Origin of the sequence: Rothia nasimurium (assembly GCF_049068285.1) — a bacterium.
Classification (GTDB): Bacteria; Actinomycetota; Actinomycetes; order Actinomycetales; family Micrococcaceae; genus Rothia; species Rothia nasimurium_I.
Window position 1 is genome coordinate 52,918 of sequence record NZ_JBLKPV010000006.1, and the last position, 23,409, is coordinate 76,326.

Annotated in this window: 24 protein-coding genes; 14 read left to right on the plus strand and 10 right to left on the minus strand. The window is 56.1% G+C overall.

Annotation, left to right across the window (positions count from 1 at the left end):
* Positions 1-114 precede the first annotated feature (114 nt).
* The 6 genes from ACMXX3_RS06630 (at position 115) to ACMXX3_RS06655 (ending at position 4,752) form a co-directional block, all read left to right on the plus strand.
* Entirely contained in the window at positions 115-426 is a 312-nt protein-coding gene (locus tag ACMXX3_RS06630; RefSeq protein WP_421083947.1) for a type II toxin-antitoxin system RelE/ParE family toxin, read from the plus strand.
* Positions 413-727 (plus strand): helix-turn-helix domain-containing protein, encoded by a 315-nt coding sequence (locus ACMXX3_RS06635; protein ID WP_421083948.1) that lies wholly within the window; start codon positions 413-415, stop codon positions 725-727. The genes ACMXX3_RS06630 and ACMXX3_RS06635 overlap by 14 nt, the downstream gene beginning before the upstream one ends.
* A 147-nt stretch (positions 728-874) precedes the next feature.
* Positions 875-1,138, plus strand: coding sequence for a phosphoribosyl-ATP diphosphatase (locus ACMXX3_RS06640; RefSeq protein ID WP_135012131.1), 264 nt, complete (start codon positions 875-877; stop codon positions 1,136-1,138).
* A gap of 25 nt (positions 1,139-1,163) precedes the next feature.
* Entirely contained in the window at positions 1,164-2,009 is an 846-nt protein-coding gene (gene hisG, locus ACMXX3_RS06645; RefSeq protein WP_421083949.1) for an ATP phosphoribosyltransferase, read from the plus strand.
* An 81-nt stretch (positions 2,010-2,090) separates the two neighbouring features.
* Positions 2,091-2,852 carry an imidazole glycerol phosphate synthase subunit HisF gene (gene hisF / locus ACMXX3_RS06650; protein ID WP_421083950.1) on the plus strand — a complete coding sequence of 254 codons (762 nt, stop codon included), beginning with the start codon at positions 2,091-2,093 and terminating at the stop codon, positions 2,850-2,852.
* Between the two features lie 112 nt (positions 2,853-2,964).
* Entirely contained in the window at positions 2,965-4,752 is a 1,788-nt protein-coding gene (locus ACMXX3_RS06655; protein ID WP_421083951.1) for an ATP-binding protein, read from the plus strand.
* 52 nt (positions 4,753-4,804) lie between these two features.
* On the opposite strand, the gene ACMXX3_RS06660 is transcribed toward ACMXX3_RS06655, so the two are convergent.
* From ACMXX3_RS06660 to ACMXX3_RS06680, 5 genes are all read right to left on the minus strand, one after another.
* Positions 4,805-5,017 carry a hypothetical protein gene (locus tag ACMXX3_RS06660; protein ID WP_421083952.1) on the minus strand — a complete coding sequence of 71 codons (213 nt, stop codon included), beginning with the start codon at positions 5,015-5,017 and terminating at the stop codon, positions 4,805-4,807.
* A 55-nt stretch (positions 5,018-5,072) separates the two neighbouring features.
* The gene (locus ACMXX3_RS06665) at positions 5,073-5,618 is read right to left on the minus strand and encodes a GNAT family N-acetyltransferase (protein ID WP_421083953.1); all 546 of its coding nucleotides are present in this window, start codon (positions 5,616-5,618) and stop codon (positions 5,073-5,075) included.
* A 374-nt stretch (positions 5,619-5,992) separates the two neighbouring features.
* The gene (locus ACMXX3_RS06670) at positions 5,993-6,352 is read right to left on the minus strand and encodes a hypothetical protein (RefSeq protein ID WP_421083954.1); all 360 of its coding nucleotides are present in this window, start codon (positions 6,350-6,352) and stop codon (positions 5,993-5,995) included.
* A gap of 860 nt (positions 6,353-7,212) precedes the next feature.
* Positions 7,213-7,356 carry a hypothetical protein gene (locus ACMXX3_RS06675; protein ID WP_421083955.1) on the minus strand — a complete coding sequence of 48 codons (144 nt, stop codon included), beginning with the start codon at positions 7,354-7,356 and terminating at the stop codon, positions 7,213-7,215.
* A 216-nt stretch (positions 7,357-7,572) separates the two neighbouring features.
* A complete protein-coding gene (locus ACMXX3_RS06680; RefSeq protein WP_421083956.1) occupies positions 7,573-9,063 on the minus strand; it encodes a zinc-ribbon domain-containing protein in 1,491 nt (496 codons plus the stop codon).
* 902 nt (positions 9,064-9,965) lie between these two features.
* On the opposite strand from ACMXX3_RS06680, the gene ACMXX3_RS06685 reads away from it, so the two are divergent.
* On the plus strand, positions 9,966-10,457 hold the full coding sequence (locus ACMXX3_RS06685) for a DUF2087 domain-containing protein (protein WP_421083957.1): 492 nt from the start codon (positions 9,966-9,968) through the stop codon (positions 10,455-10,457).
* Positions 10,458-10,629: 172 nt separating this feature from the next.
* On the opposite strand, the gene ACMXX3_RS06690 is transcribed toward ACMXX3_RS06685, so the two are convergent.
* From ACMXX3_RS06690 to ACMXX3_RS06705, 4 genes are read right to left on the minus strand one after another with little or no spacing between them, the layout of a single operon-like run.
* Complete coding sequence (locus tag ACMXX3_RS06690; protein ID WP_421083958.1) at positions 10,630-11,058, minus strand: GNAT family N-acetyltransferase; 429 nt, start codon at positions 11,056-11,058, stop codon at positions 10,630-10,632.
* A gap of 44 nt (positions 11,059-11,102) precedes the next feature.
* Positions 11,103-11,723, minus strand: coding sequence for an NUDIX hydrolase (locus tag ACMXX3_RS06695; protein WP_421083959.1), 621 nt, complete (start codon positions 11,721-11,723; stop codon positions 11,103-11,105).
* 5 nt (positions 11,724-11,728) lie between these two features.
* Positions 11,729-13,324, minus strand: a complete 1,596-nt coding sequence (locus tag ACMXX3_RS06700) for a hypothetical protein (RefSeq protein ID WP_421083960.1) — start codon at positions 13,322-13,324, stop codon at positions 11,729-11,731.
* A gap of 54 nt (positions 13,325-13,378) precedes the next feature.
* Complete coding sequence (locus ACMXX3_RS06705) at positions 13,379-14,020, minus strand: TIGR03085 family metal-binding protein (RefSeq protein ID WP_421083961.1); 642 nt, start codon at positions 14,018-14,020, stop codon at positions 13,379-13,381.
* Positions 14,021-14,193: 173 nt separating this feature from the next.
* Between ACMXX3_RS06705 and hisI the strand changes: the two genes are divergently transcribed.
* The 3 genes from hisI to ACMXX3_RS06720 all read left to right on the plus strand — a co-directional run bounded on the left by hisI (position 14,194) and on the right by ACMXX3_RS06720 (position 16,880).
* Entirely contained in the window at positions 14,194-14,592 is a 399-nt protein-coding gene (hisI, locus tag ACMXX3_RS06710) for a phosphoribosyl-AMP cyclohydrolase (RefSeq protein WP_421083962.1), read from the plus strand.
* Between the two features lie 95 nt (positions 14,593-14,687).
* Positions 14,688-16,256 (plus strand): anthranilate synthase component I, encoded by a 1,569-nt coding sequence (locus tag ACMXX3_RS06715; protein ID WP_421083963.1) that lies wholly within the window; start codon positions 14,688-14,690, stop codon positions 16,254-16,256.
* Complete coding sequence (locus ACMXX3_RS06720) at positions 16,257-16,880, plus strand: Trp biosynthesis-associated membrane protein (RefSeq protein WP_421083964.1); 624 nt, start codon at positions 16,257-16,259, stop codon at positions 16,878-16,880.
* A gap of 76 nt (positions 16,881-16,956) precedes the next feature.
* Here ACMXX3_RS06720 and hutC read toward each other — a convergent pair whose 3' ends face one another.
* On the minus strand, positions 16,957-17,706 hold the full coding sequence (gene hutC / locus ACMXX3_RS06725; RefSeq protein WP_421083965.1) for a histidine utilization repressor: 750 nt from the start codon (positions 17,704-17,706) through the stop codon (positions 16,957-16,959).
* A gap of 145 nt (positions 17,707-17,851) precedes the next feature.
* Between hutC and hutU the strand changes: the two genes are divergently transcribed.
* From hutU to hutH, 4 genes are all read left to right on the plus strand, one after another.
* Complete coding sequence (gene hutU, locus ACMXX3_RS06730) at positions 17,852-19,516, plus strand: urocanate hydratase (RefSeq protein WP_421083966.1); 1,665 nt, start codon at positions 17,852-17,854, stop codon at positions 19,514-19,516.
* A 2-nt stretch (positions 19,517-19,518) separates the two neighbouring features.
* The gene (gene hutI, locus ACMXX3_RS06735; RefSeq protein ID WP_421083967.1) at positions 19,519-20,718 is read left to right on the plus strand and encodes an imidazolonepropionase; all 1,200 of its coding nucleotides are present in this window, start codon (positions 19,519-19,521) and stop codon (positions 20,716-20,718) included.
* Positions 20,709-21,707: a formimidoylglutamase gene (gene hutG, locus ACMXX3_RS06740; protein ID WP_421083968.1), complete on the plus strand. Its 999-nt coding sequence runs from the start codon at positions 20,709-20,711 to the stop codon at positions 21,705-21,707. Before hutI ends, hutG begins: the two co-directional genes overlap by 10 nt.
* A 143-nt stretch (positions 21,708-21,850) precedes the next feature.
* Complete coding sequence (gene hutH, locus ACMXX3_RS06745) at positions 21,851-23,392, plus strand: histidine ammonia-lyase (RefSeq protein ID WP_421083969.1); 1,542 nt, start codon at positions 21,851-21,853, stop codon at positions 23,390-23,392.
* Positions 23,393-23,409: the final 17 nt, after the last annotated feature.

Genomic DNA, 23,409 nt, shown 5'->3' on the forward strand with positions numbered 1-23,409 from the left:
GCTTGGGGCAGGAGGGCTATTCTTTGTCTTCACCTATGCAATAGAACATATTTGTAGTACTCTGGTGGTATGCAAGGGTGGACGGTTGAAGTAAGTTTAGTTCAAGACTGGCTCATGGAACTGCCTAGCCAGGAATATCTTCATGTGCTTGCAGCTCTTGAATATCTTGGGACTGTAGGGCCTCATGGTGGCAGGCCCTTTATTGATCGCATTACCGGTTCGTCTCTACACAACCTCAAAGAATTGAGGCCCCGAGGACATGCAAAAAATATTAGAATTCTATTTATCTTTGACCCAGAACAACAAGCAATTCTGTTGGTAGCTGGTGACAAAACCAGCCAATGGACCAAATGGTACAAACAGAACATCCCCCTTGCTGAGAAACGTTACGAAGAATACCTAAGGAAGCGCCGTGACAACGCTTGAAGAACTGAAACAAATGCGACCGGTAGATTCTCAAGAATTACAAGGCCTGGTTGATGACATGCATGCTGAAGCCCATGTATACCAACTGCAAAAACTGCGTAAAGATCTAGGAATGACGCAGACCGATCTGGCTGAAAAAATCGGTGTCTCCCAAAAAAGAATTTCCCAAATGGAAAAGGGAGACATTGGGAGCGTGAGTCTCAAAACCCTCCATAAATACATCACAGCACTCGGAGCAGAACTTACTGTTTCGGCTAGTTTTCCGGTGGGTACGAGCCACACAATCTACAGCGCCCGGTAAGTAGGCCCCGACGCCCGCCCTCCTGCCCTGGCTTGGGGTAGGAGGGCGGGCGCGTCCTTACCGGGAAATGCAGGGCACATGACCGAAAGATGAAATCTCCACCTGCCCGGTAACGCCGCAGCTTCAAAGAGCGGTACTCTAGAAACCGTGAAGAACTTTGAAACCCTATTCGCAGAACTGGCCGAAAAGGCCGAAACCCGCCCCGAGGGCTCCGGAACCGTCGCTGAACTCGACAAGGGCGTCCACTTCATCGGCAAAAAAATCGTCGAAGAAGCAGCCGAAGTGTGGATGGCCGCCGAATTCCAGTCAGATGCCGAATTCGCAGAAGAGGCTTCACAACTGATTTACCATTTGCAGTGCATGATGATCGCCAAGGGACTGACTCCCGAAGATATCTACAAGTACCTCTAAACCCCACTGCAAAGGAAAAATACTTATGCTGCGTGTTGCAGTCCCCAATAAGGGCATGCTGTCTCAGGCTGCCGTCACCATGCTCACCGAAGCAGGTTACCTCCAGCGCCGCGACTCCCGCGAACTTGTGCTCGTCGACCAGGAAAACGAGGTGGAGTTCTTCTACCTGCGCCCGCGTGATATTGCCGTCTACGTCGGCGAAGGAACCCTGGACGTCGGTATCACCGGCCGGGACCTGTTGCTAGACGCTGGAACCCACGCCGAAGAAGCTCTTTCCCTTGATTTTGCCCGCTCCACCTTCCGTCTGGCTGGCCCGGCGGGTGTCTTCACTGACCCGTCCGAGCTTGAAGGTAAGCGTATTGCTACCAGCTACAAGCGCCTGTTGACCGACTACCTGGAACGCTCCGGTATTAAGGCTTCGGTAGTGCGCCTGGATGGGGCGATTGAGTCCTCCATTCGCCTGGGCGTTGCCGACGCTATTGCCGACGTGGTAGAAACCGGCAACACGATGCGCGCTGCTGGTCTGGAACCCTTTGGCGACCCGATTATGCGCTCTGAGGCCCTGCTCATTAAGCGCCCCGGCGTTGAGGACCACGCCGGTCTTGAGCGCCTGCAGCGCCGCCTGCAGGGTGTGCTGATTGCCCGCCAGTACGTCATGATTGATTACAACATTGCCGAAGCTAACCTGGACGCGGCTAAGGAACTGACCCCCGGCCTGGAGGCCCCCACCATTTCACCGCTCTCGCGCGAGGGCTGGGTGGCTGTGCGTTCTATGGTGCCGCGTAAGGCTGCTAATAAGGTCATGGATTCCCTCTATGACATTGGGGGTCGCGGTATTCTTGTGACCGCAATTCAGGCTGCCCGCCTGTAGTCTTGCCCGGCGGCGTCCTTGCCCCTGATATGGGAGGACGCCGCCGCTTTAGTTTTTGATTCAAGGAAAGGGGGAGCGCCCGTGGGTGTTGCCATTCGTGTTATTCCGTGTCTTGATGTGGATGCCGGCCGCGTGGTCAAGGGCGTCAAGTTTGAGGGCCTGCGCGACGCCGGGGATCCGGTGGAACTGGCTAAGCGCTACAACGCTGAGGGCGCTGACGAGCTGACTTTTCTTGACGTGACGGCTTCGTCCTCTGACCGCCAGACTACTTTTGATGTTGTCTCTTCCACCGCCGAGCAGGTCTTTATTCCGCTGACCGTGGGCGGGGGAGTGCGCAACCCTGAGGACGTTGACCGTCTGCTGCGCACCGGGGCTGATAAGGCTTCAATCAACACTGCCGCGATTGCCCGGCCTGAGGTCATCAACGAGATTACCGAGCGCTTTGGATCCCAGGTTTTGGTGCTCTCTGCCGACGCCAAGAAGTCGGATGCTACTCCTTCAGGCTATGAGGTGACCACCCACGGCGGGCGCAAATCCACCGGCCTTGACCTGCTGGAATGGGTCGCTGAAGCCCAGGAGCGCGGGGTGGGCGAGATCCTGCTTAACTCCATTGACGCCGACGGCACCAAGGCCGGTTTTGACCTGCCCATGATTCGGGCGGTGCGCTCGGTTGTCTCTGTGCCCCTGATTGCTTCGGGTGGCGCGGGCGCTGCCGAGCACTTCCCGCCCGCCATCGAAGCAGGCGCGGACGCCGTGCTGGCAGCTTCTATCTTCCACTTCGGCGAGGTCAGCATTGGGGAGGTCAAGGACGCAATCCGGGCGGCTGGGTACGAGGTGCGGTAGGAAAGCATCTTGATGATGACTAATGAGGTGAACTAGTTAATCCACCCAGCACTTTTAACAACTTGTACATTCGATGTACAAAATTTTGTACATCGAATGTACAATTTGACCTATGACCTTATATCCCAGATTCCTTGAGCCCAAGATACTTGACTTAATTGCTGTTGCGCCTGTCGTGATTATCGAAGGCGCTCGTGCAGTGGGGAAGACAAGCTTGGTGAACAAGCTGGCTCATGAGGGGCATCTGAAGGCTGTTTATTCGATGGCTGATGCCGGTCTGCGAGCAGTGGTTGAGGCTGATACAGTGGGTTGGCTCCGTGGTTTAGAGTGGCCCTGCGCAATCGACGAAGCTCAGCTGGTTCCTGAGCTGCCGGTTGCTGTGAAACAGGTTCTAGATGAGAGCCAGGACTCAATCCGTCTGGTTCTTACCGGGTCTTCAAGCATCGGGCAAAGTGGCTTTGGTGGCACTGACCCTCTGGCACGCAGGGCTTTACGAGTGTCATTAGAGCCTTTGAGTGAGGCAGAAATCAGCTCTCCCCATCAGCAGCCGTGGTCTGTAATAGATGCTCTATTTGATGCACATCCGGTGACAGGTGAACACGCACAACCTCTGGATATTGAATCTGATGCGATTGTTCTAGGAGGTATGCCCCAGTATCGTCGGTTTGCTGGTTATTCAGTGACCTCTACTTTATGGCTGGCTATTGACGAGGGTATAAGAAGCATCTTAACTCAGCGGGTAAAGCCAGGTGAGTCGTTTGATCAGGTGCGTGCACACGAGATTTTGGCATATGTTTTAAGGCACCCTGCTTCAGAGCTAAATATCTCTGAAATGGGCAGAGAACTCTCAATGGACCGTCGAACAGTTGATTCTTATCTTGACGCTCTCGAAAAACGTTTCTTAATCTATGAGGTTCCTAACCTACATCGGGCTTCAAAGAGGTCTCTGCGGTCTTCAGCTAAGTTTTTCCCCGCAGATGTGGCTTTATCCACCCGGTCTTTGGTAAGTACGAGTGATGCACAGTTAGTTGATGCAGATGTACGAGGGCACTTGGTTGAGGCGCTGGTCATGCAGCAGGTACGCGCTCATGCTGGATGGGCTGAGCGTAGTGTGGAGATATTCCATTGGCGGCAGCGGATTAAGAACAAGGACGTTGAGGTCGATGTTGTCTTGCGTGATTCTGCTGGTTCTCTCGTTGCTGTGGAAGTTAAAGCTTCTGCGCGTGTAAAACCTGAATTCTTGAAGGGGCTAAAGGCTTTTAAAGAATTGTATGGTGCCAGGGTAGCTCGGGGTGTCGTCGTTTGTAATGTGGCTCAGCCTGTGCCTTTAGGTGAGAACATATGGGCACTTCCATTGGCCGCCTTGTGGGATGCTAGTTTGTGGCAGGGGCTGATGAACAGAGGGCCCGCAACTGCGATTGATCCACGGGCAGAGCTTGAGCTCTCTAAGAACACTGGCGATGTTGACTTGCGTATCATTGCTAGTTTCGCTGCGGCTGATAGGGGCTCTGCGTTAGCAGGGAATATTCGTGGCTTTGCTGAAGATGTTGCTGATGCCGTTGAGGGCCTGTCTGGATTGAATGTTGACCTCATCTTTGATGATGATTTGACAGGTCTGGCCGATACCTTTGGGGCGGACGCTGACGAGCAGCTTCCTCACGTTGGCTTGGCTTTGGTGACGCCTCGCTGGGTAAAGCAAGTAAGTGACTTGTCTGTGTTAGACAGCAAGAATGTTGTGCCGGTTCTGTGGATTGCTAACTCTAGGATTCCAGAGGAACAGAGTAGGGCTGCCCTTGATTTAACAGATGTGCGTCGTGTAGATCGTGATTCCGCACAGTACCGCCTGGGCGTGGAGCAGGTGGCGGAGAGCTTGCTCTCTAAGATGTCCCACACAATCTAGTGGCTCAGCTCCTCCACCTTCTCGCCCCGCAGCAGCTCGTACAAACCCATCTCTAGCATGAACTCCACGAACTTCGCCGGGGGTAGTTTTTGCGCACATGGTCAATGAGGTCAGCCGTGTCTGAGCTGTAGTCCCAGAGCTTATTGGCCAGGCCGAGGCGCACGTTCTTCGAACGGTAGAAGTCCACCTTGGTGTTGGCCATGGCGCTTTGTTTGAGCCCGGCGTCCTTATCAGCTTCTATCTTCCACTTCGTCGAAGTGAGCATTGGGGATATGAAGGACGCAATCCGGGCGGCTGGGTACGAGGTGCGGTAGGGACTGCTAAATCTGGCCCGAAAAAGGTACCTGATAAATGAAGGTCTGGATTTCTTCGCGGCTTGTAGTTACAGACCCAGCCAAGCTGAACCCAAATGCATGGAGTGCAGATATTGATGCTTTATTACGGGAATCAACCTCACAGTAGAACCTAATGGCGTTGTTGTTCTGCGACACTATGTCTGAGAAATAGGTACTCTGAACTGCACTTCCACAAGCATCGAGCAAATGCTGTGATAAACCGTATCCTTGGTGGTCGATACGAACTGACAAGTAGGCAATATGAAACGCCTTACGGGAAGAACTGTAATCAATGTAGGCAACTGCAAGAAGCTGACCTTCAGTAACTAGCCCAACGAGTATTTCATGAGGAGTTCTAGCTACCTTTGAAATACGGGTAGTCCTGATGAGGGACTGTACTGCCAGCTCCCAAGGTGCGGGATGGAATCTGCCTCTGCCCGGCATATAAGCCTGTTTTTCTGGCTGGGTGCAGACCCATTCTTCTATCTGCTGCTGATAGCTAGAAGGCAGAGGGAACTCTACCGTAGTCATAGCTTCCCTCACTGAGATAGACGGGCGAAAGCTTTTTCTAGGTCTTCTGCAGGCAGACTATTGTGGATTGATTTTGCCCGTTGGGCATAGACAGCACGCTCATCGTCTGTCAGACCATCTGTGCCACGCATAGGCTCAGCAGATAGGCGACGAGCTATAGTCTTACCACTGGTTTTTGATACCCTTCTACCAGTCTTTATTGATTGAAGCCTTACAAAGCTAGCGGTGCTAGTGGTCATTTCCTATCCTCCCATCCTAGGCATGACGTAACTGTTCTCTGATGTACAGCCTATCGCTCCTATTCTTTTCTGTGAAGAGGAAGGGGAGAACACCACAGCCGTTAGCCTTATTCTGTCTTCCTAGAAAATACGAATCTAGTGGCTCAGCTCCTCCACCTTCTCGCCCCGCAGCAGTTCGTAGAGGCCCATTTCTAGCATGAACTCCACGAACTTCTCCGGGGGTAGTTTGCGCACGTGGTCAATGAGGTCAGCTGTGTCTGAGCTGTAGTCCCAGAGCTTATTGGCCAGGCCAACGCGCACATTCTTTGAGTGGTAGAAGTCCACCTTGGTGTTGGCCATGGCGCTTTGCTTGGGCCCTGCGTCCTTGGCCGCCTCAGCCACAAAGGTGGTCGCAAAGCCCACCTGGTGCTCGTCACTCAGATCAAGGCCGTGAAAGTACTGATTAATTTTCTCAATGGTAGAAGAGGCAAAGGAATAAGCACTTTGCTTCGCCAAATTCTTGGCGAGCCCCAGTCCGAATTATCCTTTACGCTTAGGACGGTGAATTAGTTATGAACTGTGTTGCGGTGCCCTCAAAAGTTTATTATTTCTTTGAGGGCAGCAAAATAGTCATACTCGTCATATTTTTTTTGAACTTTTACCTTGGTATCTGGTCCCAGGCAGTAAAGATAATTATGGATGAAATGAATAACCCCCACAGCAGAAAAGGAAGAAAAGCGGCAGCTAGGATGACTTTGAAAGATCGATAGAAAATGAGAATCTTCCTTGATTTTACTGGAGCTTCTCCCTCTGTGCTTTCCCATAAAGATAAGCAAAACATTACCACCGCTATTGCCCAGAAGCTCAATCCGTATATCTGAAGGTAGAAAAAACGAGCGGCCTCCAGGCTTGTTCCCTCGTAAGCAAAAATGACAGGTACTGGGAGCCATGCAAAAAGTTTGTAGAAGGCATCTTGGTAGAAAAATCCAAAAACGGCAGGTGACAACAGGAAAGTTCCTATCCACCAGATGACCTGACGAATCCAGTACCCCGTTATCTTTCTAGACGCTGTCAAATTATCCTCTTCGAACTGGCCGTTTCTTCCATCTTACCCAACAATCACGGGAGAGAACCATGGCTAAAGATGGTACCAATCGAGGAAGTCGACGCGTCCGTGCCGGTAGAAACAAGACCCCCTCAATGAAAAACTCGCATAAGGTCGCCGAGCCACTAGACTCAACCCACTACAACCAGTAGACCTAGATTTTTACGACTTCACCAGCGATTACATCGGCGACGGCGTATAACTCACCGGTACAGTCATGTCACCATCCTCGGACTACCTCTCGTCAGAGCAGTGCGACGGAAAACTTTGTCTACAAGTTGTCCAGATTGAAAAGGCCGCTCACCAACTTGAGAACTTGATTGCTCGAAATGCTCGCGTGGCACAGGGCCAGGATGAGTACCAGCGTGCTTTTGATGTTGCGCATCAAAATCATCAGAGTCTGCTGGAGAGTCATGGCGTCTTGCACGTGCAGATTCAGGATAAGAAGCATCGGCTTGCTGCTTACAGTTATTTCAAGCAGAGTTAGAAGACCTTGACGGAGCGCCGTTGGAATTTACTCCCTAATCTACGGGGTGCCATGCTTGAAACTGGAAAGGTGGCTACCGGAGGGGAGACCATGTTCGGATTTAGGGACGGTAGTTCTACTGAAGTACTGTTTCAGACCCTGATGTTAGCCATTAGAAGTTAGGTATCCTGCAATCTTCACAATATCGTTCATTGGATCTTGAGCACCAGCATGAACAAATAATTCAAAATAGCGTTGATGCTCAATATCTAAAGGTTGCAGAGGGTGTTCACGGATTCGAACCACTGTGAATCCTTCGTTCAATAGGTCAAGGCTCTTTTCGCGATCAACATGGCTTTTATCCCGGTGCCAATAAGCCCCGTCGTATTCGATGACTACGTCTTGTCCTGAAGGTAGGGTAGCTAGAATGTCAGCTGTCCATGAGGCATGATTCTTGAAATTTGCCGATTGGATACGGTGCCCTGAATTTACATTCTTCCATTGAACTTTAGCGGCAGCTAAATATTCGAGCTCAATAAGAGATTTCCCAGTAACCCTGCAGTTGGGGCACTGGCCGCCATGCACCCGAGAACTAGGCATTGCTTTCCAGACATGCGTCGGATCATTTTTGCACTCCCACAGAGGAGGCTCCGCCAACAACGTAGTGTTGGGACGAATCGACCAAGGGGAAATTTGATTCTTACCTGACCACTCCTGTGCTATTTCGGGGTAGTGGTATGCCAACGAATCAAGTACTGTCTGGCACACGGGGCAACGCCAACGTTCGTATTTATCTCGTTCCCTTGGCGTAGCTTGAAATTCATGACCACACACTGGGTCATACCACCAAACTACTTTCCGTGAGTTCGGAGAAATATCAGACAGCATGAGGTTTCCGTTCTTGGAAGGATGCCACTGGCTGCTTATCTCTGGAGAAAGGCGGCTGAATGCAGGGTCTGATGATGCTTTTTCAGCGTTTTCTTTCCGAGTCTCATTTGCTTTGCACGCTGAGCAACCACCGAAAAGGTAACTCATAGGGTGGCGCGTATTGCGGTGGCCCAAAGGGCAACGAAATTTATAGCCTGACCCCCAGTGATTCTTTTCAACCAGAACGCTTTCGGGAGAGATACCAGATTCATCCCATGCTGCTAGGAGTTCCGGAACATCGGCGATAGTTTTTCCTTTTAGGGCAGCTCTCTTTCTTTCCCATTCAGCACTTCTGAGTTCTTGGCAGCGTGGGCATTCATGATAATCACTGGTTGCATCAAGCACTTTGGCTTCATAGGAGTGTCCTTGGGGGCAACGCCACCATGCCTCAAAACGCGATTTCAGCTTCGCTTTGTCCCAAAGGGCTTCATCATTTTTCTCGTGGTCCCACCAAGCGACTGCTCGATGTGTTGAATTCTTCAGCAAGTTTGTACCCGAGGACTTTTTCGTACCTGCTGTTGCAGTTTTGGTGTTACGAATACAGGTACAAGCCCATCCGATATCGCCTGGGCGTTGTGCACTCTTTCTACCGCAGCGAGTACATCGAATCGCATGGGGGTCACCGTCGAGAATTGGGTTGGTCAGAGGACCTAAGTATTCATAACCATTTTCTTCAGCGTGAAGTTTTATCTCTTGGGGATCTAGGACAGCAGACGGCATACCTGACATTTGCCTTGCCATCAGCGCCCAGGCCTTCCAGTAACAGGCACGGCATACATTCTCACTGTGCCTGTTGCGGTCGAGAACGTACTGGAATCTGTAGTGGCCTTCGAATCCGCACTGTCGACATTTGGTTAGGAGGTAGTCTGATGGTTTGGTGAATTCTTCTAGAAGTTCGAGTCTGCCCTGCCTGTAAATATCTTTGATATGTTCACGGCACCAGGTCGGTTTGGTTCGGGTTGAGAATGCTCCGGGCTTTTCGCAACCTGCAATAGCGCAAATCTTCATTGGCTGCCTCCAGGGAAAAGGGTGTTTCCTTGATTATGAACCAATTAAGCGGCTCAAACGTGGTTCACTAGCGTTTGTATCAATTGTGGCGTGAAAGTTTCATAGACCGGCCGGTATTCGCCCAGTGGCTCGCCCGCGAGAACAGGGTTGCCGGAACCTACACCGCACGCCAGGGCACCTGCCTGCACCGCGACGGCAGACTCACCATCACGGTAGGGCAGGACGCCGGCCCCACCAGATCACCCGACATTTGGGTTGGCGGAAGAACCCACACCCTCATCAGGGGAGAGGTTAGTCTTTAGGTCTTTAATCCATCTGTTGGCTTGTGCTGCCCCGCCAAGCCGGGGCGGGCGTCCGTCCGCTCATTGAATGTAATCGAAAATGCCATCTGCGCGGTCAAAGAACACGCAGATGGCATTTTCGGTTACATTCGGGAGCGACTGTGATATAAAGGTGTGAGGCGTCACCCACCGCCCAGCGCTTTGCCCCTGTGACTCTAGCAAGCAGGCCATCAGCGCGAAGGGAAGAGAATTCTCGGGTTGCACCGGCCTTCCAAGACCGGGGTAGGCACCACCGAACCGTCGATTGATACCGCAGCTAGAGTGCGAAGAAAGTCGATACCCGTGACTGCCCAATCAAACTTCAAAAAGCTCGTGCGCGCCCGCATGGAAGAAACCGGTGAGAACTACACCACCGCCCGAGCAGCCCTCCTCGAGACCAGGCCGTCGACCGACGTCCTGAACGATCCCCGTGAACAAGCCTACGCAGAGCACCGCACAGTCGTTGACCGTTTTCTGCAGGGCGGACGCTTGACTTCCTGGCCCTCCAAGCGCCGCACCCGCGCCCACCTGCTGCTGCACCTGGTGACCTATTTTGAGCCGGGTCGCACCTACACCGAGAAACAGGTCAACGAGATTCTGGCCGCCCTCTGGCAGGACTATGCCTTTATGCGTCGGGAGATGGTCGAGTACGGTTACCTGGTGCGAACAGCTGACGCATCCTCCTATCGCCTGGCGACCCGGGCTCCTGACCGGGCAGGTACCGTGCTGGCTGCCGAGGCACCGGCCTGGGAAGCGATGTGGCTGCCGGGTTACCTGGCCGCAGAGAATATTTAGCAACTAGGGACCAGATTCCTCCCGAAATCCTTGTGGTGCACACAAACTATTGGGAGTTTTCTGGTCCCTAGTCTGAGGGCAAGGGCTCTTACTGCTTGCAACTGGATGACCCCGTCTATCTACCCGACGTGACTTCTATGAACCCTAAGGACCGGTAGAGCGCATAGGCTGGCTAATTATCGCTCTCAACACGCAAGCCCACCGGCCTGTGCTCGGGAAGAGCAGCTAGAGCAGCTTGCATGAGAGCTCTCCCTACACCGGCGCTCCGTGCACTGGGATGAACGAACACATCAATGATGAAGAGCAGGTCGTTCACATCGTCCCAGGGCGGTGAATCAACCGCCATCACATAGCCCAAAATCTGCCCATCGACCACATACACCAGATTGGCTTGCGGCAGAAAGGTTCCGTAATCTCCCCGAAGGGCAGCAGAAATATCGGCTTCAGCTTCAGCTACGTCTTCCACCGTACCTTGCGGGTAGCTCTCAAAGTAGAGCTGAGCCAGCGCAGACACTTTGGCTGTGGTGAAAGGGCGTATCTGCCCTGGCAGAGCATGGTCTGAGATTGGCTGAGAGCCCTCAAAAATCATAGTTAGTTGCAAGGCAAAATCCTTAATGCATAAAACATTATTAAGAAGAAATTATATTAATCAGTTAATTTGAAAGAGATAAGTGAGGTGTAAGATATCCAAAGTTGAATTGCTGATAGTGTTATTGCGTCTCTGATATCACCTTTTGCTATGTATTCTGGTATTTTTGATCGGGGAATCCAAATGCTCCCAACTGTTTCCCCATCAGCAATTTCTTTATGTTGAAATTTATCATCGTATTCTGCTACTATTACCGCAATGCTCGCTGCTTGAATGCCTGAATCTGGAAATATATTGCCTAAATTGATTCCATTCTTAATACGATAGCCAGTTTCCTCTAGTGTTTCCCTGAATGCAACTTGAACAAAATCTATGTCTTCTGTTTCTGCTTTCCCTCGGGGCAGTTCGAGCAGCTTAACACCTGGGGCTGGTCTGTGTTGGCGGACAAAAAGAACTGAATTGTCTGACTTTCGAACTGTCAGACAAACCGCACCATCAGGTTTATTTCCATCGAGCTTGCTAATGTTCTGTTTAAAGCGAAAGTTCTTTCTCGACCATCCTCCATCAGTTCTAATTGCTTCCTCAATTTGCCAGGATGAGCTGTCAGGGTCTATAAAGATTGTTTGCCAATCTAGCTGTATTGATCTTGGAGATCCTTGGCTCCACTTGGGATTCATTATTATTACAGCCCCTCGAAAAGTTCGATTGAAATGCTACCCGAATTTAAATCTTTATGAGTGGATCGGATGGTGTTCCACTCATTGAATGGTAGCGAAAGCAAAAATGATAGGAAAGCTCCGATAAATAGAATAGACACCTTCAATTCTTTATTTACAATACTTTCACTATCTATAAGTATATCGTCGCTGAATAGTGCAATGAAGAACAAGAGTGTGGCAAAAAAAGTTTTCTGAATCGATGCTAACAGCAAACCTTTCATATCCTTGGAGGCGGAAGAAAAATTTGGATATAGCTTATTTGTATTATATTTTAAATCTCTAATTCTTTTTGAGATAATCTTGAATCTAAAATCCTGATTCTTTTTTAGATTTTCAAGATGTCCGTCTTGCTCCACTTTAGAATTCATTGGCTGATTGGAAATTGGGCGTGGGGTGTCTGAGTTGTATAAAAATCTATATGAATCCGGCCCGATATTTCTAAGCTGATCTATTAAGCCTCCGGGTATCGCAATGGATTTGTTTGCTGACCTGTTGTAACCCTCCTTTTTTGAGACAGGTGATTTAGGTACTGAACTATACTGTTTTTGGTTGCAGAATAAACAATTTTGATGGCTGGAGGATAAATCTCTATTAAATTTTGGTTCAGCAGGTGATGGAAAAGTTAGTAGGACGGCTTGATCCTTCCATGCAAGTGCTTGTGCGTAAGCTTTAGACCATAAAGTTTGAACATAGTATTTGCAGCGAGGGCAAGAGATAAATGTATGATGTGTTAAGTACTCTGTAATTGTTTTTCTAGCAGTTGTTGTTGGTAGAGAGTGTAGTTCCTTGGCTAGTAAATCATTGCTGGATCGCGGAATAATATTTTCGAGGGCTTGCTTGATTGCTCTGGCCTCATTTTTTTCATTGTTATTTTCTGGGGTTTCAGAGAGTTCTCCCCAAGATCTAAAAGCTTGGGCATCTACTTTCCCTTTGTAGATTGCAGTGGCCCATTTTTCTCGAGAATCTCTAATTAGATTTTTTATTACTTCCGCACCGTCGACAGTCAGATTTTTATGTGTAAAACCAGATCCTGGAAATACTTTTGTAAAATCTTCACCTATCATCCAAGAACTGCTATTTTCTGTTTCGTTGAGTGCCCCGAGTGAAGCATATAGCGCAGAAGAAGATTTCCAATATTTAATACTATCAGTTTCATCGAGTTGCTGATTTATGGAAATAGGTCTGAGTTGTAGGGAAATGTTGCTATTGAAAGAATTTGGTAATGCTTTTTCTCTGGGAATGACTCTTTGTGAATCCTTTGCATATTTATCCCATTTGTTATTATTTATGGGGAATCCCATAATGAGTAAAGGTAGTTTTTCATAATTAGGAACTCCCAGAACTTCGGCTATGCCTTCAGGTCCTAGTGAAAGAAAATAAATCCCATCAAGTAAATCATTTCTGTCGAGTACAACTTGCTCGCCGATAAGAACTGCAGTTCTTAGATAGCCGTTTAGAGTTTTTATGGCTTCTTCTGGGCCTAGTGAAACCCACAACTTAGCTTGTTCTACCGGATCAAAGTTAAAAATTCGAACTCGCCCGTTTGAGTTGTCTGACATCAATATCCTCAAGATTTTCTTGTTAAGTCATAGAAAATACAATTAATACATTAACTAATTACTAATACCAGCCCGGGCCGCAGCCTCGCGCCCGAAGAGGTGGAGCACAAGTTCGCCCGGCTCGCCGGTCAGCACAGTTGCCACCCGGCCAGCAGGCGGAGCAAGCACAGCGTGAACGGCGGGGGAGTAGCCCGGCGCTTCCAACACCAGCCCGTCAGGGTACTTCTTCCCGGCCATCATGCGGGCCCGCGCCCGCAGCACCTGCCACATCTTCTCCTGCACGCCTTCGGCCAGGACGCGCGGGGCCAGCTCCTCACCGCCAGCCGGGGAGGCGCGGCGGACGTCCTCGGTATGCACAAAATACTCAATCAGGTTCATGGCCTCATCCAGGCTGGGAAAGTGCGAGCGCATGTGCAGGTAGCCCGGCAGGGCCTCAAAGTCGCCCAGGGCCTTCTCGTAGCGGCGCTGGCCAGTCAGCTCATCGGCCAGCTGGTTTGTGGCGCGCTCGGTGCGGGCTCCTAGCGGGCCGCCCATGACCCCGGCTGCCAGGGTGGGCTTAGACTCGCGCAGCAGCAGGTGGGCTGCCAGGTGGCGGGTTTCCCAGCCCTCACAGAGGGTAGGGGCGGACGGACCCGCAGCGGCAAGAGCCTGCACGAGAGCGGTGCGTTCGGAGGTAACAAGGGCTGAAGAGGTCATAGCTCCCAGTCTAGTCCTGTTGAAAGGCCCGGGAGCAGGTGCTGCCAGCACCGACCAGCAGGGAGTGGTCAGCCCCAAGATTTTTGTCCCCCCTCGACGGCTGCCCCAGCACATAGCCAGATGGTGAGACTACCGCCCCCAGCCCCCGGGTCACCATCAGCTAGGATGGAAAGGTGACTACACCAGCCTCAGCCGCCACCGAAGGCGCAACCCTGCCTGCCGATCTTGCCGCCCGTCTCAAGCGCGATGAAAACGGCCTCTTTGCCGCCATCATCCAGCAGTACGACACCCGAGATGTGCTCATGCTCGGCTGGATGAACGACGAAGCCCTGCGCCGCACCCTCACCGAAGGGCGGGTCACCTTCTGGTCCCGCTCCCGCCAGGAATACTGGCGCAAGGGAGACACCAGCGGCCACTACCAGTACGTCAAAAGCGTCAGCATGGACTGCGACGGCGACGCCCTCCTGCTGGAAGTAGACCAGGTCGGAGCGGCCTGCCACACCGGCACCACCACCTGTTTCCAGGCCGGAGGTCAACTACCAGCCCAGGTAGGAACCCGCCCCGGCTCCTAGCCGGAAGAGCCCCAGACCCAGCCGCCCGGCCGTCCTCACCCAACCAGCCAGCCCCGCCCACCGAACCCAGCCCCCCCACCCACCAGAGGAAACCAATGCAGGACCTAGGAATTATCGAGCCCACCCTTGAGGAGTTCCGCCAGCTCGCCACCACCGACCGGGTCATTCCCGTGCGCGTCAAAGTGCTTGCCGACGCCATGACCCCCATCGGTATCTACCGATCCCTGGTCTGCGCCGACGGGGCACCAGCCCCCGGCACCTTCCTGCTGGAATCAGCCAATGAGCAAAAGCAGTGGTCCCGCTACTCCTTTATTGGAGCCTCCAGCCGCTCAACCCTCACCACCAAGGACGGCAATCTCATCTGGCAGGGCCTCACCCCGGCCGGTGCCCCCACCGAGGGCGACCCCGTTGAAGCTATCCGGGAAACTCTCGAAATGCTTCACACCAAGCCCCTGGCAGGCCTGCCCCCGCTCACCAGCGGCCTGGTTGGCTACATGGGCTGGGACGTCGTGCGCCACTGGGAGAAGCTGCCCGGCAGCCCGGCGGACGACGTCAACCTCCCCGAATTTGCCCTGAATATCGTCTCTGACATGGCAGTGCATGACAACGCCGACGGCACCGTCACCCTCATTGCCAACGCCATCAACTTCAACGGCACCGACGACAACGTGGACGCCGCCTACGCCGACGCCCTCTCCCGCGTCTACGCCATGATGGACAAGCTGGCCCAGCCCGCCCCCGACTCCGTCTCAACCCTCACCGGAACCGGCGACATCGACCAAAAAATTAAGGAAGTTCAGCACACCTGGGACGAACAGGGCTTCCTGGACGCAATCGACAAGTCCAAGAAAAACATTCTCGACGGCGATGTCTTCCAGATCGTGCTCTCCCGCCGCTTCGAAGCTGAAAACCGGGCCAGTGCCCTGGATGTCTACCGGGTGCTGCGCCAGTCAAATCCCTCGCCCTACATGTACCTCTTCAACTTTGAATCTACCGAAGACGGAGAACCCTTCCACATCGTAGGGTCATCGCCCGAAGCCCTGGTGACCCTCAAGGACGGCACCGCCACCACCCACCCGATCGCAGGCTCCCGTCCGCGCGGGGCCACCCGCGATGAAGACCTGGCTCTGGCTGAAGAACTCCTAGCTGACGAGAAGGAACGCTCCGAGCACCTCATGCTCATCGACCTGGCCCGCAACGACCTCTCCCGCATCGCGGTGCCCGGCTCCGTCAGCGTCACCCAGTTCATGGAAATCGAACGCTTCAGCCACATCATGCACATCTCCTCAGAGGTCACCGCCCAGCTGGCTGAGGGCATGAACGCCTACGACGTGCTGCGCGTGGCCTTCCCCGCAGGCACCCTCTCGGGTGCCCCAAAGCCCCGCGCCATGCAGCTACTGGATGAATATGAGGTCAGCGCTCGCGGTATCTACGGCGGGGTCTGCGGTTACTTCGACTTTGCGGGCAACATGGATATGGCCATTGCCATCCGCACCGCCGTGCTCAAGAGCGGACGGGCCTATGTGCAGGCGGGGGCCGGTATCGTTATGGATTCTGTGCCCGCTTCTGAAGCTCAGGAAACCGTGAATAAGGCGGCAGCCCCCCTGCGGGCGGTGCTCACCGCCTCGGGCCTGGCCCCTCTCTCAACCGAGGTGATCGACTAAATGGGCGAGAATCAGGCCTTACCTGCCGAAGCTGCCAAGGACCGTCCGGTGCCGGGCTGGGCTCAACCTGCCCGCGTCATGCTGGGCTCCCTGGCCGTTTCTGCGGCAGCCTTTTTCACCACCCTGCCTGTGTGGATCCGGGCTGAGGTGACTACCGTTGTTTCCACCTCGACCCTCGATATTTCTGGGGCGGACGCAGCCCCGGCCGTTTCTGCCTTGGCCCTGGTGGCCATGGTGGCCTCGGTAGCGGTGCGTATTGCAGGCCCGAAGCTGCGGAAGATCCTGGCCCTGCTGCTGGCTGGCGCTGGCTTAGGGCTTGCGGTTGCGGCCTTTGGTGTGAATGCTGACCCGCAGGCTGCTTCTATAGCCCAGGTCAGTGCTATCACCGGCACTAATGCCCCGGCCCAGGCCTATGAACTGACAGCCTTGCCCCTGCTGGCGGCAGCTGCTGGTGTGCTGGTTGCCCTGGCAGGTGGATGGGCTTTTGCGGCGACCTCCTACTGGAAGACCGGGCGTAAGTACGATCGGTCAGCTGCCCGCGCCGCCCGCCTGGCTACAACCGAAGAGGCAGACGAGATTGACGCCTGGGACGCCCTGAGCGAAGGCAAGGATCCTACCGCCTAGGCCCTAGCGGCCCAAGGATGTACCGGAGAAACCCCCTCGATGTATCGAGGGGGTTTCTTAGACTCAAGGAGCCTACCTAGTGGAGGGTGAAACTTCCCTCAAGCCGGCTACTTGAACCAGGGTGGAGCAACCTCACCTGGCTCACCAAACTATCGCCAGACCAGGTGCTTCTTTGCAGCCGGAGACAGGGTTCAGCAGGGGAAACGCCGAGGAGGGCTGATTCCTGGGTGGTGGGCAGGACCGCCTCAACAGTGTGGGTACCCCGAGTAATGGGGGCGCAGGAGTTGAGGTAGGCGTTGGGGGTAATCCGGGTGAAATCCTGGTGCAGGTAGTTCCGTGCTGCCGCCAGATTGACGTACCGGTCTTCAAGTTGAATGGGGGTGCCATCGTCATAGTGGACGATGAGGCTGTGGCCAATGTCAGCCCCCAGCTCCTGGCTGACCCAGGCGGGGACGTCCGACGGAGCAAGCAGGCCAAGGGCCTGCACCCTACTGGTGTGGGAGCTGCCACGTTCGGTAATTTCGTCAGCAATGTTGCGGACTTCAAGGAGGGCCGATGTTCTCTTTCTTTCGGCCACGAAGGTGCCGACCCCGCGCGTCCGGGTGAGGAGCCCGTCCTGGGAGAGCTCGCGGACGGCCCGGTTGACGGTCATGCGCGAGAGGGAAAGAGCAGAGGCAAGCTCGTTCTCGGAGGGGACGGACTCGCCCGGCAGCCAGATACCGGCATTGATGAAGTCGACGAGGGCCCCTTTGAGCTTGAGGTAGGCTGGCCGCTCAGGGGCCTGATCCCTCAAGTATTGAGCTGTCAGTTCTTCTAATTTTGACACGCCAACTCCATTGACAAGTGGTTGTATATACAAGATGATGGGGATGTGACTCTCTTCATCTTTCCACTCTACCGCCCCTAGCGGTCGGTCAGAAACAAGAGTGACGAAGAGCCCCCGGCAGATTTTCATGCACAAAGGAGTAGACATGATCCCCAGCGGCCCCCGCCCCGTCCGCGCCCCTCGCGGCCCTGAACTCAATACCCTCGGCTGGCAGCAGGAAGGTGCCCTGCGCATGCTCATGAACAACCTCGACCCCGAGGTTGCCGAGCACCCCGATAACCTGGTGGTCTACGGCGGCACCGGCCGCGCCGCCCGCTCCTGGGAAGCCTTCGACGCCATCGTCGCCACCCTTAAGACCCTCAAGGACGATGAAACCATGCTGGTGCAGTCCGGCAAGCCCGTGGGCGTCTTCCGCACCAACGAGTGGGCCCCGCGTGTGTTGCTGGCCAACTCCAACCTGGTGGGGGACTGGGCCAATTGGGAGCACTTCCGCAAGCTCGAAGCTGAAGGCCTGATGATGTACGGCCAGATGACCGCTGGCTCCTGGATCTACATCGGCACCCAGGGCATTCTGCAGGGCACCTACGAGACCTTCGGCGCGGTTGCCCGCAAGCGTTTTGGCGGCACCCTGGCTGGCACCATTACCCTCACTGCAGGTCTGGGTGGCATGGGCGGTGCCCAGCCCCTGGCCGTGACCATGAACGAGGGCGTCGCAATCTGCGTGGACGTGGACGAGTCCCGCGTTGACCGCCGCATCGACCACAAGTACCTGGACGTCAAGGCCCGCGACCTCGACCACGCCCTAGAGTTGGCCATCGAGGCCCGCGACGCCAAGAAGCCCCTGTCTATCGGTGTGGTGGGTAATGCCGCCGAGATTTTCCCCGAGCTGCTGCGCCGCAAGGCCCCCATCGACATCGTCACCGACCAGACCAGCGCCCACGATCCTCTGAGCTACCTGCCTACCGAGGTCACCTTCGAAAACTGGAAGGCAGAAGCCGCCCGCGACCCCGAGCTCTTCACCAAGCGCTCCCGCCAGTCTATGGCAGCCCACGTCGAGGCCATGGTGGGCTTTATGGACGCCGGTGCTGAGGTCTTCGACTACGGCAACTCTATTCGCGACGAGGCCCGCAAGGCAGGCTACCAGCGAGCCTTCGACTTCCCCGGCTTCGTGCCCGCCTACATCCGCCCCCTCTTCGAAGAGGGTCTGGGTCCCTTCCGCTGGTGTGCCCTCTCCGGCGACCCCGAGGACATCAAGAAGACCGATCAGGCTATTCTCGAGCTCTTCCCCGAGAACGAGCACCTCAAACGCTGGATTACCATGGCCGGTGAAAAGGTTGCCTACGAGGGCCTACCCGCCCGCATCTGCTGGCTGGGCTACGGCGAGCGCCACAAGGCAGGCCTCAAGTTCAACGAAATGGTGGCAAGCGGTGAGCTCTCTGCCCCCATTGCCATTGGCCGGGACCACCTGGATTCCGGTTCGGTAGCCTCCCCCTACCGCGAAACCGAGGGTATGAAGGACGGTACCGACGCGGTTGCTGACTGGCCCCTGCTCAACGCCCTGGTGAACACCTCGTCGGGTGCTTCTTGGGTGTCGATTCACCACGGTGGTGGTGTGGGTATGGGCCGCTCTATCCACGCGGGCCAGGTCTGCATTGCTGACGGTTCTGAGCTGGCTGCTGCCAAGCTGGAGCGGGTGCTGACCAACGACCCCGGCATGGGCGTGATCCGTCACGCGGACGCCGGCTACGAGTACGCCCAGCAGGTTGCCGCTGAGCGCGGAGTCCGTATTCCCATGCAGGAAAACCGCTAGCCATGAGTAGCCGTCTCTTTACCAATATCGGGTCGCTGGTGACCAATGACCCCACACTGGATCGTAAGCCCCTGGGCGTGCTCGAAAACGCCGCCTTAGTGGTGGAGCAGGGCCGGATCGCCTGGGTTGGCCCTGCCAGCCAGGCACCGGCGTCCGACCGCTGCGTTGATCTGGGCGGACGGGCCGTGCTGCCGGGCTTTGTGGAATCCCACTCCCACCTGGTTTTTGCCGGGGACCGCTCCCACGAGTTTGCTGCCCGCATGGAGGGCAAACCGTATGAGGCCGGTGGAATCCGCACCACCATCGAGGCCACCCGGGCAGCTAGTGCTGAGCAGCTGGAGCGCAATACCCGCTCGCTCATGCAGGAATACGCCCGGGCCGGGGCGACCACGATTGAGGTGAAGACCGGCTACGGCCAGTCGGCCGAGTCTGAGCTGAAGTCGGTGCAGGTCGCCGCTGCCTGCACCGACGAGGTCACCCTGCTAGCTGCCCATGTGGCTCCGCCGGAGTACCGGGATAAGCAGGACGAATACGTTCAGATGGTGGTAGACACCATGATTCCCCAGTGCGTCCCCTACGCCTCCTGGATTGACGTGTTCTGTGAGCGCGGGGCCTTTAGCGAGGACGAGTCGCGGGCAGTTTTGAAGGCAGGAATCGCTGCCGGTTTGAAGGCCCGCGTGCACGGCAACCAGCTGACCTACGGGGCCGGTGTGCAGCTGGCAGTGGAGCTGGGGGCTACCAGCGTGGATCATGTGGTCTATCTGACGGACGCGGACGTTGACGCCCTAGCCAACAGCTCTACGGTGGCCACCGTGCTGCCCGGGGCTGACTTTTCGACCCGGGGTGACTACCCCAATGCCCGCCGCCTGTTGGACGCCGGGGTGACGGTGGCCCTGGGAGCAGACTGCAACCCCGGTACCTCCTTCACCACCTCTATTCCCTTCTGCATCGCCCTGGCCGTGCGCGATCTGCACATGAGCCCGGACGAGGCCGTCTGGGCGGCAACCGCCGGGGGAGCAGCAGCCCTGGGCCGCACCGACATCGGGGCCCTGACCGTGGGAGCCCGCGCCGACGTCCTGGCCCTGAACGCCCCCAACCACCTGCACCTGGCCTACCGCCCCGGCGTGCCCCTCATCGCCGGGGTCTGGAAGGACGGGCAGGCGGTTATCCCCTGTGGAGAGGAAGGCTCATCATGCAACTAGAAACAGACCGCCCCGCCCCCACCTGGGAGGGCAGATACGACGGGGACGGCCCGGAGCACCGCCGCATCTTCCAGGTAGTGCGCCCCCTGCACGAAGCTGAGGGGCTGGTGCCGGACGCCGTCTTTCTGGGGTTCGCCTCAGACGCCGGGGTCGCCCGAAACCAGGGGAGAGTAGGGGCAGCCCAAGGCCCTGCTGCCCTCCGCAAGGCCCTGGGCACCCTTGCCCTGGCCCGGGCCTTTGGAAGCGACCGGCGGCAAGAATTAATCCTGGCCGACGGGGGAGACATCCGGGTCGAGGACGACCAGCTCGAAGCTGGCCAAGAGCGACTTGGCCAGGCGGTTGCGGCCGTCCTCGACTCAGGCAGCCTACCCATAGTGCTCGGGGGCGGCCACGAAGTCGCCTACGGAACCTACCTGGGGGCAGCCACCTCAGCCCTGCGCCAGCAGGCCGGATCCGGGGCCCACCTAGGAATCCTCAACCTAGATGCCCACTTTGACCTGCGCTCAGCTGAGCAGGCCACCAGCGGCACCCCCTTCAGCCAGGCCCTGGCCCGGGAAACTGAAAAGGGAGGGAACCTGACCTACACGGTTATCGGCATATCAGAGGCAGCCAACACCCAGGTGCTCTTCGATACAGCCGATACCCAGGGGGTTGCCTACCTGGTCGATGAAGAAGTGACCTGGGGAAACACCGCAGTCCTGGACGAGTTCCTCGCAAGCTTCCTGGCCAGCGTCGATCTGGTCTACCTCACCCTGGACCTGGACGTCCTACCGGCCGCCGTCGCTCCCGGCGTCAGCGCCCCAGCAGCCCTTGGTGTCGACCCAGCCCTCATCAACCGAATCATCGGGCAGGTAGCAGCCTCCGGCAAGCTCGCCGTCTTTGACGTCGCCGAACTCAACCCCTCCCTCGACATCGACGGCCGCACCGCCAAAACCGCCGCCCGCCTCATCCACACCGTCCTGACCCGCCACAAGCCTTTTCCGGAGTAAAACTCTATAGGTTCTGCAGGCTCGCGCTCGCTGCCGACCCTCTCGCTGGTTCGCTGACGCTCACAAGCGATTCACGCCAGCCGCCGAGCCAGCAGCTTCGCTGCGAGCCTGCCTCACCTCGTACACTTTCAAAGGAGAAAACCATGACCACCACCGTCACCGTTGGCATCGGGCCCGTGAGCTTCGATGACCTCATCGCCGTTGCCCGCCACGGCGCAGCCGTCACCCTCAGCGACGAAGCCCTGGCAGAAATCGAAAAGTCCAGCCAGCGAATCCGCGATCTAGCCAACCAGGACCGACCCGTCTACGGGGTGTCCACCGGCTTCGGTGCCCTGGCCAACAAGCACATTCCGGTGGAGATGCGTCAGGCCCTGCAACGCGGCCTGGTGCGCTCGCACGCAGCAGGATCTGGCCCCGAGGTTGAAACAGAGGTCATCCGCGCCCTGATGCTGTTGCGCCTCTCCACCCTGGCAACCGGCCGCACAGGCGTCCGCCCGGTCGTCGCCCAGGCCTACGCAGATATGCTGTCAGCCGGTCTGACCCCGGTAGTGCGGGAGTACGGTTCCCTGGGATGCTCAGGCGATCTGGCTCCCCTGTCCCACTGCGCCCTGGCCATTATGGGCGAGGGCCAGGTTCGGGACGCTAGCGGCCAGCTCTACGAGACGGCTGAAGCCTTTGAGAAGTTTGGGCTGGCCCCGGTTGAACTGGCTGAAAAAGAGGGCCTGGCCCTTATCAACGGTACTGACGGCATGTTGGGTATGTTGGTGCTGGCCCTGACCGACCTGGACGCCCTGGTTAAACTGGCCGATATCGCCGCAGCCATGAGCGTTGAGGGTCTTGCCGGTACCGACCGGGTCTTTGCCCCCGAGCTGCACCAGCTGCGTCCCCACCCCGGCCAGGGAGCCGCTGCTGCCAACATGAAGAAGGTGCTGGAGAGCTCCGGCATTATCCAGCACCATGCCGAGAACGTCACCACCTATGTGCAGGACGCCTACTCCCTGCGCTGTGCCCCCCAGGTCGCTGGGGCTGTGCGCGACACCATTGAACACGCCCGCACCGTTGCCCTGCGCGAGCTGGCTTCGGCCGTCGATAACCCCGTGGTGACCCTGGACGGCCGGGTGGAGTCCAACGGTAACTTCCACGGCGCCCCGGTAGCCTATGTGCTGGACTTCCTGGCGATTGCCGTAGCCGATGCCGCCTCTATCTCCGAGCGCCGTACCGACCGCTTCCTGGACGTTGCCCGCAACCGCGGCCTGCCGCCCTTCCTGGCCGATGACCCCGGTGTGGATTCAGGCCACATGATTGCCCAGTACACCCAGGCCGCAATCGTTTCTGAGCTCAAGCGCCTGGCCGTGCCCGCCTCGGTAGATTCCATTCCTTCATCTGCCATGCAGGAGGACCACGTCTCTATGGGCTGGTCGGCTGCCCGCAAGCTGCGTAAGGCCGTGGACGGGCTCACCCGCGTCCTCGCCATTGAGATTTTGACTGCCTCCCGCGGGATTGACCTGCGCACCCCGCAGACCCCCGCCCCGGCAACGGCAGCAGTGATTGAGCGACTGCGTCAGGACGTTGCTGGCCCCGGCCCCGACCGCTTCCTCTCACCCGAAATTGAGCGCACCGTCGAGCTGGTGGCTAATGGTGAGCTGCTGGCCGCAGCTGAGAGCGTCACCGGGCCCCTCAACTAACAGGTAAGGGGGCAGGG